The sequence below is a fragment of the Ectopseudomonas chengduensis genome, assembly GCF_900102635.1.
Taxonomy (GTDB): Bacteria; Pseudomonadota; Gammaproteobacteria; order Pseudomonadales; family Pseudomonadaceae; genus Aquipseudomonas; species Aquipseudomonas chengduensis.
The window spans coordinates 455,283-470,680 of sequence record NZ_FMZQ01000001.1 but is presented as its reverse complement, the minus strand read 5'-3'; the positions used below and the strand labels follow the sequence as shown (position 1 = coordinate 470,680).

13 protein-coding genes are annotated in these 15,398 nt (G+C 62.7%); 1 reads left to right on the top strand and 12 read right to left on the bottom strand.

Features of this window, described 5'->3' with window-relative positions; all coding sequences use genetic code 11:
* Window positions 1-251: 251 nt before the first annotated feature.
* The 6 genes from BLS08_RS02140 to BLS08_RS02115 form a co-directional block, all read right to left on the bottom strand.
* Window positions 252-1,457: an alpha-hydroxy acid oxidase gene (locus tag BLS08_RS02140; protein WP_090335935.1), complete on the bottom strand. Its 1,206-nt coding sequence runs from the start codon at window positions 1,455-1,457 to the stop codon at window positions 252-254.
* 50 nt (window positions 1,458-1,507) lie between these two features.
* Complete coding sequence (locus BLS08_RS02135; RefSeq protein WP_090335933.1) at window positions 1,508-2,356, bottom strand: fumarylacetoacetate hydrolase family protein; 849 nt, start codon at window positions 2,354-2,356, stop codon at window positions 1,508-1,510.
* On the bottom strand, window positions 2,353-3,273 hold the full coding sequence (locus BLS08_RS02130) for an NAD(P)-dependent oxidoreductase (RefSeq protein ID WP_090335932.1): 921 nt from the start codon (window positions 3,271-3,273) through the stop codon (window positions 2,353-2,355). The genes BLS08_RS02135 and BLS08_RS02130 overlap by 4 nt, the downstream gene beginning before the upstream one ends.
* Window positions 3,274-3,336: 63 nt before the next feature.
* Window positions 3,337-4,356: a TRAP transporter substrate-binding protein gene (locus tag BLS08_RS02125; protein ID WP_017676505.1), complete on the bottom strand. Its 1,020-nt coding sequence runs from the start codon at window positions 4,354-4,356 to the stop codon at window positions 3,337-3,339.
* Between the two features lie 104 nt (window positions 4,357-4,460).
* Window positions 4,461-5,738, bottom strand: a complete 1,278-nt coding sequence (locus tag BLS08_RS02120; RefSeq protein WP_026088528.1) for a TRAP transporter large permease subunit — start codon at window positions 5,736-5,738, stop codon at window positions 4,461-4,463.
* Window positions 5,739-5,805: 67 nt separating this feature from the next.
* Entirely contained in the window at window positions 5,806-6,309 is a 504-nt protein-coding gene (locus BLS08_RS02115) for a TRAP transporter small permease (RefSeq protein ID WP_017676503.1), read from the bottom strand.
* A 227-nt stretch (window positions 6,310-6,536) separates the two neighbouring features.
* On the opposite strand from BLS08_RS02115, the gene BLS08_RS02110 reads away from it, so the two are divergent.
* The gene (locus tag BLS08_RS02110) at window positions 6,537-8,072 is read left to right on the top strand and encodes a UxaA family hydrolase (protein WP_017676502.1); all 1,536 of its coding nucleotides are present in this window, start codon (window positions 6,537-6,539) and stop codon (window positions 8,070-8,072) included.
* A gap of 151 nt (window positions 8,073-8,223) precedes the next feature.
* Here BLS08_RS02110 and BLS08_RS02105 read toward each other — a convergent pair whose 3' ends face one another.
* The 6 genes from BLS08_RS02105 to BLS08_RS02080 form a co-directional block, all read right to left on the bottom strand.
* Window positions 8,224-9,204: a GntR family transcriptional regulator gene (locus BLS08_RS02105; protein WP_169886822.1), complete on the bottom strand. Its 981-nt coding sequence runs from the start codon at window positions 9,202-9,204 to the stop codon at window positions 8,224-8,226.
* Between the two features lie 439 nt (window positions 9,205-9,643).
* Window positions 9,644-11,014 carry an exopolysaccharide Pel transporter PelG gene (gene pelG, locus BLS08_RS02100; protein ID WP_017676500.1) on the bottom strand — a complete coding sequence of 457 codons (1,371 nt, stop codon included), beginning with the start codon at window positions 11,012-11,014 and terminating at the stop codon, window positions 9,644-9,646.
* Window positions 11,014-12,540, bottom strand: coding sequence for a GT4 family glycosyltransferase PelF (gene pelF / locus BLS08_RS02095; RefSeq protein ID WP_017676499.1), 1,527 nt, complete (start codon window positions 12,538-12,540; stop codon window positions 11,014-11,016). Before pelF ends, pelG begins: the two co-directional genes overlap by 1 nt.
* On the bottom strand, window positions 12,537-13,526 hold the full coding sequence (locus BLS08_RS02090) for a HEAT repeat domain-containing protein (RefSeq protein ID WP_017676498.1): 990 nt from the start codon (window positions 13,524-13,526) through the stop codon (window positions 12,537-12,539). The genes pelF and BLS08_RS02090 overlap by 4 nt, the downstream gene beginning before the upstream one ends.
* A complete protein-coding gene (locus BLS08_RS02085) occupies window positions 13,504-14,871 on the bottom strand; it encodes a PelD GGDEF domain-containing protein (protein WP_017676497.1) in 1,368 nt (455 codons plus the stop codon). Before BLS08_RS02085 ends, BLS08_RS02090 begins: the two co-directional genes overlap by 23 nt.
* Window positions 14,872-14,876: 5 nt before the next feature.
* Window positions 14,877-15,395, bottom strand: coding sequence for a hypothetical protein (locus tag BLS08_RS02080; protein WP_017676496.1), 519 nt, complete (start codon window positions 15,393-15,395; stop codon window positions 14,877-14,879).
* Between the last annotated feature and the right edge of the window lie 3 nt (window positions 15,396-15,398).

The window sequence follows — 15,398 nt, the reverse complement described above, 5'->3', positions numbered from 1 at the left end:
CAAGCTGAATCGGCGCATCGACACCTAATGCGTAGCCCGGATGCACTCCGGGAGTGGCTTGTCGGGCAATGGTTTGCCCCGGATTGCATCCGGGCTACGAAAACATGAAGGTCAGTGGAATAAAAAATAGCCGGGAGCTATTTTCGACGTAGTGGGCGACGCCCCCGAAAGGGTGGCTACCAAGGATGGCAGGTCATAAAAAGCTGCCTCGCACCTGCAGATTCGTGGGTGGGTGCGAGGCAGTTGGAAAACTAGCGACGAATGGCTTCGGCCAAGCCGCGCCAGACGGGATCGTGGATCAGATCGGGCGTCAGTTCCTCCAGGCTGCTGCAGCCCAGCAGCCCCAGGGAACGGTCCATCTCGCTACGCAGGATCTCGATCGCGTGGCTGGCCCCCGGGCCTTTGCCCGCGGCCAGGCCATAGAGACCCGCACGCCCCAGGAACACCCCATCGGCGCCCAACAGACGGGCCTTGAGAATGTCCGTGCCGCGGCGGAAACCACCATCTAGGAACACGCTAACGCGCCCCTTGAGCTGCCGCACGATACCGGGCAGCACCTCCATGGCCGACACTGCGCCATCGAGCTGGCGACCGCCGTGATTGGACAGCACCACGCCATCGACGCCGTACTTGAGTGCCTGGGGCGCATCGTCCGGATGCATCAGGCCCTTGACGATGAGTTTTCCGGGCCACAGGTCGCGCAACCAGGCAATGTCCTGCCAGCTCAGGGTGGCGTCCAGCTCCTGGCCGATGGCACTGGCCGCGCCTTTCACCGAGTCCTGTCCTGGCTTCAACAGATTGCCCAGGTTCTTGAAGCGCGGCACGCCATGGGGTACCAGCACATCCCAGACCCAGCCTGGATGGGCCGCGACGTCCAAGGCATTGCGCAGGTCGAGCTTCAGCGGCCGGCTGTAATTGCGCCGGTCCCACTCACGATTGCCGAGGATCGCACTGTCGGTGGTGACCACTATGGCCTCCAGTTCCAGCGCCTTGCAGCGCGCCACCAGATCAGCAACGTGCTGGCGGGTGCGGTACAGGTAAATTTGCATCCAGGCACGCACCCCGTCGATGGCAGCGATCTCTTCGATGGCGACGGTGGAAGCATTGCTCAGCACGAAGGGAATACCGGCACGGGTGGCCGCCTGGGCCAGGTGCCAATCACCACGATCGGTCAGCAGGCCGTTGAAACCAGTCGGGCCGATCAAACAAGGCATGCTCGATGGACGCTCGAAGAAATGACACCCCAGATCGCGCTGGCCAACATCGACCAGTGTGCGCGGCTGCAGGGTGATGCCCTCGAATACGCTGCGGTTACGCCTGAGCGTCACCTCATCGTCGGCGCCGCCCTCGACATACTCGAAGGAAAAGTTCGGCAACCGGCGGCGCGCCATCTCGCGCAACTCGTCAATATTCTGCGCACGGCGAAAATCGCGCCCTGGGTACAGGCGTCGTTGCATATTCAAACCTCATCTCGTTCAGGTACGGGGCGACAGGCGCCGCCCAATGTTCAACGCTGCCAGGCCACCACGTTCTGGCGCTGCTCACCCAGGCCACTGATGCTCAGGCGCATGCGGTCGCCGGGCTTGAGGAACTGCGGCGGCTGCATGCCGGCGCCGACGCCCGGAGGCGTGCCGGTGCAGATCACGTCGCCCGGGTTGAGCGTCATGAACTGGCTGATGTAGCTGACGATCTCGTCGATGGAGAAGATCATCGTGCGGGTGTTGCCGTTCTGCCGGGTCTCGCCGTTCACACTCAGGTGCATATCGAGATTGCGCAAGTCGGTGATTTCGTCAGGCGTCACCAACCAGGGACCGATGGGAGCGAAGGTGTCGCAGCCTTTGCCCTTGTCCCAGGTGCCGCCCCTTTCGAGCTGATAGGCACGCTCGGACACGTCGTTGACGATGCAGTAGCCGGCGACATGCTCCAGCGCCTGCTCACGCTCGACGTACTGCGCCTTGCGCCCGATGACGATGCCCAGCTCCACTTCCCAGTCGGTCTTTTCCGAGCCACGCGGAATGATCACGGCGTCGTTGGGACCACAGATGGCGCTGGTAGCCTTCATGAACAGCACCGGCTCACTGGGCACCGGCAGGTTGGATTCCTTGGCGTGGTCGGCGTAGTTCAGCCCGACGCAGATCAGCTTGCCGATGTTGGCGATGGGCGTACCGATGCGCACGCCATCCTCGACACGCGGCAGGCTGAGTGGGTCGAGTGCGCGCAGTTCGTCGAGCGCCTTGGGGTCGAGCGTACGCGGGCTGATGTCGAGCACGTGCAGCGACAGATCGCGCAGGCTGCCATCGGCGGCGAGCAGCGCGGGCTTCTCCTGACCCGGCGGGCCGTAGCGCAGCAGTTTCATGCCTTGTCCTCTTGCGGGCAGGCGCTTACGCGCACGCCGTTGATCTCACCCAGCACGTCGAACAGGCGCGGCACGTACTTGTCGCCGTGACCGAGCGCCTTGGCCAGCATGAAGGTCTGGTACACCGCATCGGAAACGATGCCGGTGGTCGGCGTCAGCTTGGTCAACTCGGTGTAATAGCGCATGTCCTTCTCGCAGTTGGCCAGGGCGAACTGCTGCCCGGAGTCGTCACCGTGCAGGACGTAGGGGATGATCCGCTCGAAGGTGCGGCTGTAGCCGCCGCTCATGCTGCAGATCTCGGCGAATGCGGCCAGGTCGATGCCATTCTTCGCCGCCGTGCAGAATGCCTCGGCGAGGATGGTGGCGTTGCCCTGGGAGATGAAGTTGTGGATCACCTTGGCCTTGTGCCCCGAGCCCAGCGGGCCGAGGTGATGGATGGTCTCGGAGAAGCACTCGAGCACCGGACGCACCCGCTCCAGCACGGCGGCATCGCCGCCGGCGAGCACGTTGAGGCGCCCGGCCTGGGCATCCTTGGGCGTGCGGTTGACCGGCGTGTCGAGGTAATGCCCACCGCAAGCGGTCACCTGTGCAGCCAGCTCGGCGGTGCGATTCGGATCGCCGGTGCTGCAGTCGACCACGATCTGCCCCGGACGCAGACCGGCCAGCACGCCCTGCTCGCCAGCCAGGGTGCGACAGACCTCGGCCGTGCCCGGCAGGCACAGCAGCACCACGTCGACGGCACGGGTCAACTCGGCGGCATTGGCGAACTCGCGCGCGCCCTTGCCGACCAGGTCATCGACCGGCTGACGGTTGCGGTGTGCCATCACCCCCAGGGCGAAACCCCGTTTCTGGATGTTGGCGGCCATGGCGTGGCCCATCAATCCGAGGCCGATGAAACCGACATTGATAGCGGTCATGAGCGTTTCTACCTTGAGTGCAGGCGCAGCGGCCGCCGTGCGACGGCCGAGTGCAGGAGGGGATTACTGGGCGTTACGGACCTGGGCAATCTCGGCGTTCATTTCGGCCATCAGCTCAGGACCATACTCAGCCACCAGCTTCTCGACGGTGGGACGCACCTGCTCACGCATGCGCTCGATCTCCGCCGGAGCGACCTCGTTGATCTGCATGCCGTACTTGGCCAACGCTTCGCGAGAACTCACGGCCATCTCGCGGGACACCTTGCGCTCGTAAGCCTGGGCCTCCAGCGAGGCGCTGCGTACCAGCTCACGCTCGGTCTCGTTGAGCTTGTCCCAGGTACGCTTGCTGAAGATCGCGACCAGCGGATCGTAGAAGTGGCCGGTCAGCGACAGGTACTTCTGCACTTCGTAGAACTTCGAGGTCTCGATGGCCGCCAGCGGGTTTTCCTGGCCATCCACGGTGCGGGTTTCCATCGCGGTGTACAGCTCGGTGAACGACAGCGGTACAACGCTGGCGCCCAGCGCGCGGAAAGACTCGATGGCGGTGGGGATCTGCTGCAGACGCAGTTTCAGGCCCTTGAGGTCCTCGACCTTCTCGACCGGATGCTTGCTGTTGGTAACGTGGCGGAAGCCATGGTCCCAGTAGCCCAGGCCGATGATGCCGTGCGGCTCCAGAGTAGTGAGCAGGTTCTGCCCGGCCGGGCCATCGAGCACTGCGTCGACTTCTTCGGTGTCCTGGAACAGGAACGGCAGACCGTACAGGGCAAAGCCCTTCTCAATGCCGGACAGCAAACCCGGGGTGACCAGCGTCATGTCGACGGTGCCACCTTGCACCGAGGAAATCACCTGCGCATCACCACCGAGGGTGCCGCTGGCGAACACCATCACCTTCATCTTGCCGCCACTCTTTTCCTTGATAATCTCGGCGAACTTCTGCGCGCCAAGGCCATGCGGATGGTCCTTGGCCTGGACGAAAGCGATCTTGAAGTTGTGACGGTTGATTTCCTCGGCATGCACCGCCGCCGACAGCAGCATCGCGGATGAGCACAGCAGTGCAGTCAGCGCTTTGGGGATGAATTTCATGACTACGTCCTCTTGTTTTTATGTGTGCCGTTTCCGGCATGGATGTGGGCGGGAAAAGCCCTGGGCACAAGCCGCCAGGGAACGGCCTGTACGCAATCTGGGGGTCAGAACAGCCACTGCGCTGGAACCAGCAGCAGTTGTGGAAAGGCCAGCAACAGGCCAATCACCAACAGTTCGGCAAGGAGGAACGGCAGCACACCGCGCGCCGTAGCCAGGAAGTCGATCTTGGAAACCCCGGCCACCACGTTCAGCACCAGGCCGACTGGAGGGGTGATGAGGCCGATGGCGCAGGTCATGACGAAGATCACGCCGAAGTACACCGGGTCGATGCCCGCCTCGACCGCGACCGGCATCATCACCGGCGCCAGGATCAGGATGATCGGCGACATATCCATGGCCATACCGATCACCACGATGATCGCCACGATCAGCAACATCAGCAGGCGCGGACTGTCCATCAGTGGCTCGAGCACCTCGACCACCGAGCTCGGCAGGTCGGCGACGGTGATCATCCAGGCGGCGACCATCGCCGAGGCCACCAGGAACATCACCATCGAGGTGGTCAGCACCGAGGACAGCAGCACCTGGTACATGCTCTTCCAGGTCAGCTCGCGGTAGATCACCAGCGATACGAACAACGCATACACCGCCGCCACCACGCCGGCCTCGGTCGGGGTGAAGATGCCGGCGCGCAGCCCGACCAGGATGATCACCGGCAGCAGCAGCGCCCACACGCCCTCGTAGAAGGCCTTGAGAATCTCCTTCAGCGGCGCGCGCGGACGGGTGATCAGGGTTTCGCGATTCGAGACCAGGTACCAGGCGACGCACAGCGACAACCCCATCATCAGACCCGGCGCGATGCCAGCCAGGAACAGCTTGGTGATCGAGACGTTGGCGGCCACGCCGAACAGGATCAGGCCGATGGACGGCGGCAGCACCGGCGCGATGATCCCCGAAGCGGCCACCAGACCGGCCGAGGTGGCGCGGTCATGACCGACCTTGACCATCATCGGCACCAGCAGCGCAGCCAGTGCGGCAGCATCCGCGGCAGCCGAACCCGAGAGGCTGGCCAGCACGCAGGCCGCCAGGATGGTCACGTAACCGAGGCCGCCCTTGATGTGCCCAACCAGCGCGACAGCCATGTTGACGATGCGCTTGGACAGGCCACCGGCGTTCATCAGCTCGCCGGCCAGCATGAAGAAGGGCACGGCCATCAGCGGAAAGCTGTCCGCTCCGTTGACCAGCCCCTGGGCGACGATCTGCGCATCGAACAGGTCCAGGTGATACATCATGGCCAGTGCACAGAGGATCAGCGCATAGGAAATCGGCACGCCAATCGCCATGGCGCCCAGCAGGGAAAACACGAAAATCGCGATGATGATCATCACATCACTCCGTTCTTATTATGTGGAGCGCACCGCCCGTGGCAGGTGCAGGCCAGCGGGCGTACTACTGATGAATCTCGGCGGAGAGGTCCGGACGATGGATGTCACCGCCCATGGCCAGCCGTGCAATCTCGTAGAGGTGGATGGCGCAGGCCGACAGGCCGAAGAACACGCCCGTGCCGTAGAACAGGCCCATCGACCAGCCGGTGACCGGTGACGGCATGCTCCAGTTGATCTGCACCTGCTGCCAGCTACCCCAGAAGAACAGCCCCGAGCAGGCCAGCATCAGCAGCTGCGAGAGGATCAGACAGCCGCGCTCGCCCCAACTAGGCAATGCTCGCAAGGCCAGGTCGACGCCCATGTGGCCACGCTCACGCAGCAGGATCACCGCGCCCAGAAAGGTCAGCCAGACGAAGGCCCAGCGCGAGACTTCCTCGGACACCAGGATGCTGTCGTTGAAGGCGTAGCGCAGCACGACGTTGCCGAATACCAGCACCACCATGGTGATCAGGCAGATGATCCCCAGCACCTTGAGCAACGTGAAGTAACCCTCGATGAGCTTATGCATGACGCGCGCCCCATCGACGGAAGGCAGGGAAAACCGGACAGGGAAACGGCTGATTGCCGACGCGCCCCGAGAGATGGCAACGGTCCATCAGGAAGGCCTCACATTGTTGTTTTTGTGGCTGCCGAGCAGCTGTGTGGCAGTGACACTAACACCGTAAATTATTGCGTGCAATGTTCATTTTTGTCAGTATCTTGGCCAGACGATCACAACAACAACGAGAACGCGCCATGCAACTCATCAGCAACAGCCAGACCGTGGTTATCCTCAGCGACCAGGATTCCGTAGCCGTCGCCCGCCGTGCCCTGGCGCGTGGCAGCCGTATCGAAAGCCTTGCCCTGGACGCGCTGGACGACATCCCCGCCGGGCATAAGATCGCCCGCCGCGCCATCGCTGCCGGCGAAGCCGTGCTCAAGTACGGCCAGGTCATCGGCGTCGCCAGCCAGGACATCGCCGCCGGCGCCCACGTGCACACCCACAACGTGTCGATGCCGCAGAGCCACGCCAACAACCAGCTGCCACCGCCCATCGAGCGCACGCCGGTACTGCCACCGGAACAGCGCCGCCGCTTCATGGGTTATCGCCGTCCGGATGGCCGCGTCGGCACACGTAACTACATCGGCATCCTGTCCACGGTGAACTGCTCGGCGACCGTGTCACGCGCCGTGGCCGCGCACTTCAACGGCTCGGAGTTGCTCAAGCGCTACAACATCGACGGCGTGGTGGCGCTGACCCATGGCAGCGGCTGTGCGATCAATACCGAATCGGAAGGCTTCAAGTTCCTCGAACGCAGCATTTGGGGCTATGCCTGCAACCCCAACATCGCCGGCGCGCTGGTGATCGGCCTGGGCTGCGAGACCAACCAGATTTCCTCGCTGATGAAGCGCTACAACATCAGCGAAGGGCCGAACTTCCGCGTCTTCAATATCCAGAACGCCGGCGGCACCCGTGCCAGCATCGCCCGCGCCATCGAACAGGTGACCGAGATGCTCGACGCCATCGGCCGCCTGGAACGCACCTCGGAAAGCGTCGAGCACATCATGGTCGGCATGCAGTGCGGCGGCTCCGACGGCTACTCCGGCATCACCGCTAATCCGGCGCTGGGCTATGCCGCCGACCTGCTGGCCCAGCACGGTGGCACCGCGATTCTCAGCGAAACGCCGGAAATCTACGGCGCCGAGCACCTGTTGATCGCCCGAGCGATCAGCCATGAAGTCGGCCAGAAACTGCTCGACCGCCTGACCTGGTGGGAGGAGTACACGCGCATCAACGGCGCCGAGCTGAACAACAACCCCTCGCCGGGCAACAAGGCCGGCGGCCTCACCACCATCCTGGAGAAATCCCTCGGCGCGGCGGCCAAGGGTGGCACCAGCTCGCTCAACGGCGTGTACGAGTGGGGCGAGCCGATCACCGAGCGCGGCTTCGTGTTCATGGACAGCCCCGGCTACGATCCGGTGTCGGTGACCGGCCAGGTGGCCTCCGGCGCCAACATGATCTGCTTCACCACCGGGCGCGGTTCGGTATCCGGCTTCAAACCCGCGCCCTGCATCAAGCTGGCCACCAACACCGAGATGTTCCGCAAGCTCGAAGAGGACATGGACATCAACTGCGGCGGCATCGTCGACGGCGAACTGAGCATCGCCGAAGCCGGGCAGAAGATCTTCGACATCCTCATCGAGATCGCCTCGGGCGAGCCGTCCAAGAGCGAGCTGTACAACTACGGCGACAACGAGTTCGTGCCGTGGCAGGTGGGCGCGGTGACCTGATCGTCAGACGCTGAAGGAATGAAAAACGGCCGGGCAATCCCGGCCGTTTTCATTGCTGACGTACATCTGTGATGTGTTACCTCGTAGGAGCCCACTTTCTCTGCCGGCACCTCGATCGCCCGCAAGCGGCCTCCTACGGCAACAGCGGCGTCTACGCGTCGATCCGCTCCAGATAGGGCACGGCAGCGATACGGTTATGCTCACGGAAGTACGCCATGCGCTGTTTGACCTTGCGCTCGGCGATTACCAAGTGCTCTTCCATGCTTTGCGCAGCCAGGTCAGGGCGGCCGGCCTGCAAGTTCTCGAAAATGCTCAAGTGCTCGCGGAAGAAGGGCTCTTCATCGGGGAAATAGCTCTTGTCCAGCAGGATATGCTTGCCCGATAGCAGCAGCGAGTGGGTGCGGCGCAATATCTGCAGCATCTGCCGGTTGGGGCAGCAGCCGAGCGTTTCGATGTGCAGGTCGCTTTCCAGGTCGTCGAACTGGCGACTGTCCATATCCGGGTAGAGCGCCATGGCCTGATGCAGACGCTCGATGTAGACCTCGATCCGCTCGGGCTCGATGAACTCCGCGGCGCGCACCAGCACGTAGGGCTCCAGGCGCCGGCGCACTTCATACAGTTCGCCGAGTCGTTCCTCGTCCCACTGTCCGAGCTGCCAACGGGAGCGCTCGTCGCGCTCGACCAGGCCCATCAACGACAGGCGTGTGAGCACCTGGCTGGAGACCGTGCGGCTGATGCCGTAATGGCGTGACAGCTCCAGCTCATTGATGCGGTAGGTGCCGAACAGCGACTGATGCAGCAGGTCGCGCTCGATCTGGTCATAGACCGCCTTCCAGCTTTCCGTCTTGCGCGGAGCCTGAGCGCGATCATCCGTCAGTTTGAAATCGCTCGCCTCCAGCTTGCGCCGCAGCACCTTGCCAGGCTGCGCCCCGACCAGATAACCACGGCCGTCGAACGTACAGACCAGACCTGCCTGATGCAGGTTGAGCAGCGCCTGGCGCACAGGCGAACGGCTCACACCGAACAGATCCGCCAGGGGCCCTTCGAGCAGCAACGTTCCCGACTTGAGGCGACCTTTACGGATGCTCGTTGCGATGAGTTCGAACAGCTGATCGTTGAGATGCTTCTTCATTATTGTTTTCGGGTCATATGTGGGAAGGGGAAGAACCGCAGAGCTCCATACCCCGCAATACTCCTACAGATGACAGCCTCATACAAAACAGCTTTTGCATGCAATGTTCTTTATCGACAACTCGTTGCACCGTGACGACATGCGCAACCCGATGTGCACGCCCTCACAACGGCGCACCCGGTGATCACCAGTGCCTCGAAACCGTAGGCGCAAGCAGCCAGTGAGGCAGATCACAACCTGATCAACATCCGCGACCTGTCGCTGCTGCGTTCGACCAGTACCGACCAGACCAACGCGGCGAGCCAGGAGCTGTCGGTCACAACCAGTTGATGAGGTGCTTTCGGTTGTGACCCGACAGCAAGCCCCTGTTTCAACCTGAGCTCAAGGGCACTCACGGTCACTCTCGAACTCGCGTCAGGCCAAAGGCGACTGAAGTCGCTTAGCGGCTGAGCATGAAGGTTTCGAACTCGAGATCGTCCAGCGCTTCGTTGAGACGATACAACCCCAGGAGTACGCACAGCAGCAGCGACAGGGTGAAACCGTAGCCGAAGAACGTCGGGCCAAGCATCTGGCTGAACAGGGTCAACGCACCGTTCGCCAGGACGAAGAGAACGCAGAGTTCGAGGACGATGGCGCGCTTGTCCAGATAGAAGAACACGTTGAGCAAGGCCATGAACACCACCTGAATGCTCACGCCGATCACGTCGATATAGAACAGCGGCAGGTAGTAGTGCGAGATGCCCAGCCAGGACAACAACTGCGGCGCGAGCAGAAACAGCAGAACCAGGGTCAGCCCCTGCACCTTGCAGATCTCCATCAGGCCCTGGCGAATCGCCAGGATCATCTGTTCCTTGAGCCAGCCGATGTGCTGCAGGGTTTCCCCGCCGCGGATCGCGTCATAGACCCGCTCGTACCACTCGGCGAAGTCGGTTTCGATACGCACCAGGAACACCGCCATGCCGGGGATGATCGACAGGTAGGCGAGGAAGATCGGCAGGTCATAGAGGATCGATGCCCGCAATGGGCCGATCACGGCTTCGGAAGTCGAGGGGTTGAACCAGAAGATGAACTTGTCGATCCAGATGCCCAGGTTGTAGCACAGCCCTGTCAGCAGCAGGCTGCCGAAAACCTGACGACGCTTGAGGAAATCGAACGCGACCAGGCGCTCGGCCGGGTACTCGCGAAGGATGTCGAAGAGGAAGATGAACAGCAGGCTGGAGTGACCGATCAGCAGACCCAGCAGCAGGCCGTCGATATTGAGAAAGCGCAGCAGATAGGCCGAGGCGACCATCAGCGAGTAGCCGAGGAACATCACCCCGAGGATGCGGTTGTAGGCCTTCATCCCGGACAGGAAGATGATCACCAGCCACAGGTTGCACAGCACCACGAAGTTGGCCATCACCAGCAGGCGATAGGAAAACGACTGATCGAACAGCAAGCCCAGCACACAGATCGCCAGCAGCCCCGAGACAATAGTCACCAGCAGCAGTATGCCCACCAGGTTGGGCAGGATCAGGTCCAGGCGCCGTTCGAACAGCCGATCGGAAACGAAGCGGGTGAAGAACAGCTGCAGCCCGCCGGTGAGGATCAACGACGTTGCCATCAGGTAGGTCACGGTGACCAAGAACTGACCGATCAGCGTTTCCGGCAGCACCGCCCCCAGGCTCAGCACGCCGATGAGCATCACGCTGATGATCGACAACACCCACGGGCCGGAACTGATCAGGCCGGCATACAGGTAGGCGCGCATCGTCGAGGTGTAGGAGTCCTTGGACAGGATCTTCCTCAGTTCAAAGCCTATACCCGCCATTACGCGCTCTCCGTGCCTTCGCGATACAACTCGCGATAGCGCGCGAGCATCAGTTCTTCGGTGTAGTAACGTCGCACACGCTCCAGGCCGACGGCCTGGGCCGCCTTCCAGCGCTCGGGATTGCGTAACAGCGAGAGGATGGCGCGCGAGGTGGCCTGCGGGTCGGCGATGGCCACTACCTCCCCCGCCGAGCCGAGCTGGCGATCTTCCTGCGTGGAGCCTTCGACCAGCTCGCGACACGAGCCGACATCACTGGTCACCACCGGCGTGCCGGCGGCCCAGGCCTCGAGCACCACCAGCGGCTGCGCCTCGCTGATCGACGTCAGCACCATAACGCCCAGCTGCGGTACGACTTCGCGCACCTGGCGGAAGCCGAGAAAACGCACCTTGTCCTGCAGCCCCAGGCTGGCCACCAGGCTATGGCACTCGGCCGCGTAATCCGGATCTTCTTCTTCCGGCCCCACGATCCAGCCCTCGGCTTCGGGTATGACGCTGACCACACCACGGATGGCGCGGATGAAGGTTTTGACGTCCTTGATCGGCACCACTCGCCCAACCAGGCCGGCCACCGGTGGCACGCCTTCTGGCCGGCTGAGCAGCGCCTGATCCCAACTGGCCAGATCGATGCCATTGGGGATCACCCGCGTGCGCTCCTCGGGAGCGCCATCGAGAACCTGACGCCGCCTGTTGCCCTCGTACAGCGCGATGATGGAGTGTGCGGATCGGTAGGTGATCAGCCCGATACGCTCGAAGAAGCGGATCCACAATCTGCGGATGTAGCTGACCTCCGCATCGAGGCCGGTGCTCAGGCGCTCGTCGGGGCTTTCGGCGATCCAGCCCGCCTGCGCCAGATCGATCTTGCGTTCCTTGGTATAGATGCCGTGCTCGCTGAGCAGGTAATAACAGCCCCAACGGCGCTGCAGGACGCTGCCCAACATGCCCGCATACCCAGTAGAGATGGAATGCAGCATGCGCGCGCGCGGTAGCGTTCTGGAAACCTCAGCGAGCATGAACAGCGGCGCCTGCATGGAGCGCAGCGTCCAGAAGTAATTGACGAACGACGGATCAGCGCAATGCTGGGTATAGCCGTCGACGATGGCATCCCAGCTGGCACGACTTTGCAGGAAGGCCTCACGGCCGATGCGCCCGGCAGCCAGGGTATCGACGAATGCATCGCCCTGCTCAGCGCTGGGTTCCTCCGGGTTGTGCAGGAAACGGTGCACATCCAGCATCAGCTCGGCCAGCTCTGCGCTCGCACGGGTACTGGTGGTGGGAATCGAACTCCAGGAGTCTTCGAGGAAATGCTCCTGAATGTGCACCACGTTGTCCGGGATGGCGTAATGGCGCTTGCCGTAGGCCTCCTTCTGACCGCCGATGAACAGCACCGAGAAAGTCAGCTCAGGCAGCCCCAGGATCAGCTGGTTGATCCAGCTCGACACGCCCCCGCGCACATAGGGCCAGGTTCCCTCGAGCAACAGGCAGACATCGACGCTCTGCACGTCGGGAACAGCGGATTTCTCACTCATAACCAGTATCTTGCCAAGGCCGCGAAGGGGGGACGTTGCAACAGCTCGGCCGGCATCGTCGCCAGCATGTCTGGAATTTCCTCATAGCGTTGACGCAAAAACGCGATCTCAGCCCGATATGGCGCCAACTGCACCGCATCCATCCCGGCCTGCGCCGACTGGTCGAACTGCGCCAACGCCTCATCGAGATTGCCCTGTTCCATAGCGATGCGCCCGGCCAGCAAGTGCAGCTCGCCACCCGAGTTGCCTTGCAGCGCCGCCACCACATGGCTCCAAGCCTGCTGCAGCACGTGCTCCAGAACACTGCCCTGAGCCAGGCCGACATAGGCAAGTTCCCAGTACCAACGCGCCAGTTGCCCATGCAGGGCGAACTTGCGATCCGTGCTGGCGCTCTCCATATCTGCCAGAGCGCGTTCGATACGCTGGTTGATTCGGCTTTCACGCTGATCGAGCATCGAGTAGGCCAGCAAACGCACATCGTCAGATGGATCGCGCAGCGCCAGCTTGAGAATCGGGATGGCCTCCTTGCTGCGCATGCGTCGTGTGGCGAAGATCGCCGTCAGGCGCTGGTCGGGGTCACGCGCATGACGCAACACGTCCTGAAGGCCGCCATCGCTGAACATCAACTCCTGCTTGCGCTCGCGCGGCCGGAAAGGCAGCTCGGGAACGGCGGTCGCCTCCCAGGACTGCACCTTGCGCTTGCGCGGCAAGTAGAGGGCCGGAAACAGCGCCAGCGCTACGCCGATCATGCCGATCAAGGGGATGAAGAATGAGACGCTGAAAATGAACAGCAGGCTCCAAGGCAAGGGGTAACGATAGCGGCGCGGCAGCAGCAGCCAGATCCCGGCAGCCAGCATCGCACTGCCCAGGCCATGCGCGGAGGCATAGAGCAACGCGGCCTGATGAATCGGGAGATCGCTGACCGCACTGGCCCAGCTCCCGACCTCGAGCAGCGCAGCGCCGCTAAACAGCCACTTGCTGATCATTCAATGCGCACTCGTTGAAGAGGAAGTGTCTCAATGCATCCCGCTCATCACCGCCCTCGAACAGGAACTGATGCGTCTGTATGCCCAGCGAATCAAGATCTCGGCCCTGGCCAAAGCGTTCTGCGAAAAGCTGCCGGATACGCACCAGGTATCCCTGCGCGCCCTCACCCGAGGTCAGCGGCAGCAGCACCAGCACCAGGCGACTGCCGCGACCGTTGATGACCTTGAGCTGGACATCAAGACCGCGCTGGCTGCCTTCCAGCAGACGCTGAACCTCTTCTCCATTTTCCTCGGAGAGTTCGAACGCATACAGGCTGGCCGGCAGGTCGTGGTCGCGCGCATCGGACAGCGAGCGCTTGAGCAATTGCGAGTAGTGCTGGGCATCGGCATCTGGCAGTTGCAGAGCCTGCGCATCGCTCATCAACAGATCGGCAATGTGCCCGGCGAGAATCGCCAGCAGGCTGAAACTGCGTTCGTGGAACATGAAGAACGGCATCTGCTGAATCGCCAACACGGCCAGAATGCGGTCTTCGGTATCGATCAGCGGCACACAGACCTGCAACGCGGAATGCCGGGCGCCTTCGCCACGATCCAGCACCTCGGAGCGCACACTGACCAACTCACCGCGCTGCAGGCACTGGCGTAACAGCACATCGTTGCCGTTCAGCTCGCCCATTTCTCCCAGCGTGGCCAAAGGTCGAGGGTCGACTTGAGTGTTGTCCGTGACCCGATAGAGCCCCGCCACTCGCAACGAGCCGTATTGGGCAAGCAGGGAGATGACCGTATCAGCCAGGGTCTTCAGGGCGTCGCGATCACCAGGCAAGGCACGCAGCTGTTCGCGAAGGCTCAGGAGTGAGCTGCGCAGACTCTGGTCGTTGCCCGCTACGCGTTGCTCCAGGCGATCATGCGAGATACGCAGGATATGGTGGGAACGGGTGAACTCATCGAGCCGCAGCTGGCGATACTCGTTGGCCAGACTGAGCCGCTCGAGGCGGCGTTCCCAGATGTCGCGGAACTCTCCGACCAGCATGCTGCAGAGCAACATGCCGACGATGAAGGACGCCGGGATGTCCAGATAGAGCGCCCACCCCGACAGCCGAAACACGAACAGCGCAGCAATCAGCAATGCGGCGCTGAACAGCCCCTGCAGGAATCCGTAACGAACGCCGAGCAGGATCGGTACGAGAATCATCCAGGGGAACGACGCCACCACGAGCAGGGGGTCGTCCGGCGATAGCCAGTAGCCGAAACCTAGGGCGAGGAGGCTCAGCAGACAGGTTTCCCACCAGGAAACACGGCCACTGGCCCTCGGCGCAAGAATGAAATCCTTGTGGGCAGACTGCATCGTCATTACTCGAAGTCGAGGTTACCGACCAGCTCACGCAGCACCTTCTGCGCCGCCCCCGCCAGACTCTCGCGCGACCAACCCGCACGGGCGCCGCTCGAGCTCCAGACCACGCGGCCGGTAGCCGGCTCCAGCACCTGCAGGCTGACGCCCACAGCGGGTTCGCCATCGAGGCCATTCTTGTACTGCCACTCCTCGACGCTACCGGTGATCACGTAAGCCAGACGCTGTTGGCGCGCCCAGTCGAGAGCCTGGATCTGGCGCTCACGATCGTCCTGCAGCAACAGGTCCTGACGCGGCGCCTGGGGATACATGAGCGGACGCACGCCCTCTTCCGCCAGAATGCTGATCAGGATCTGCTCGGCGCGCTCACCGGCCTGCGGAGTCTGGGCGTAGTTGATCAGTGGCGCGACGCCCCAGGAGGCGTTGCGCGGCAGCGTCTGGCCACTTTCGCGGGTGAAGCTCGAGCACCCGGTCGCGAGTGCTGCAATGACCACCAGGGTCAGGCAACGGATGATTTGCATCGT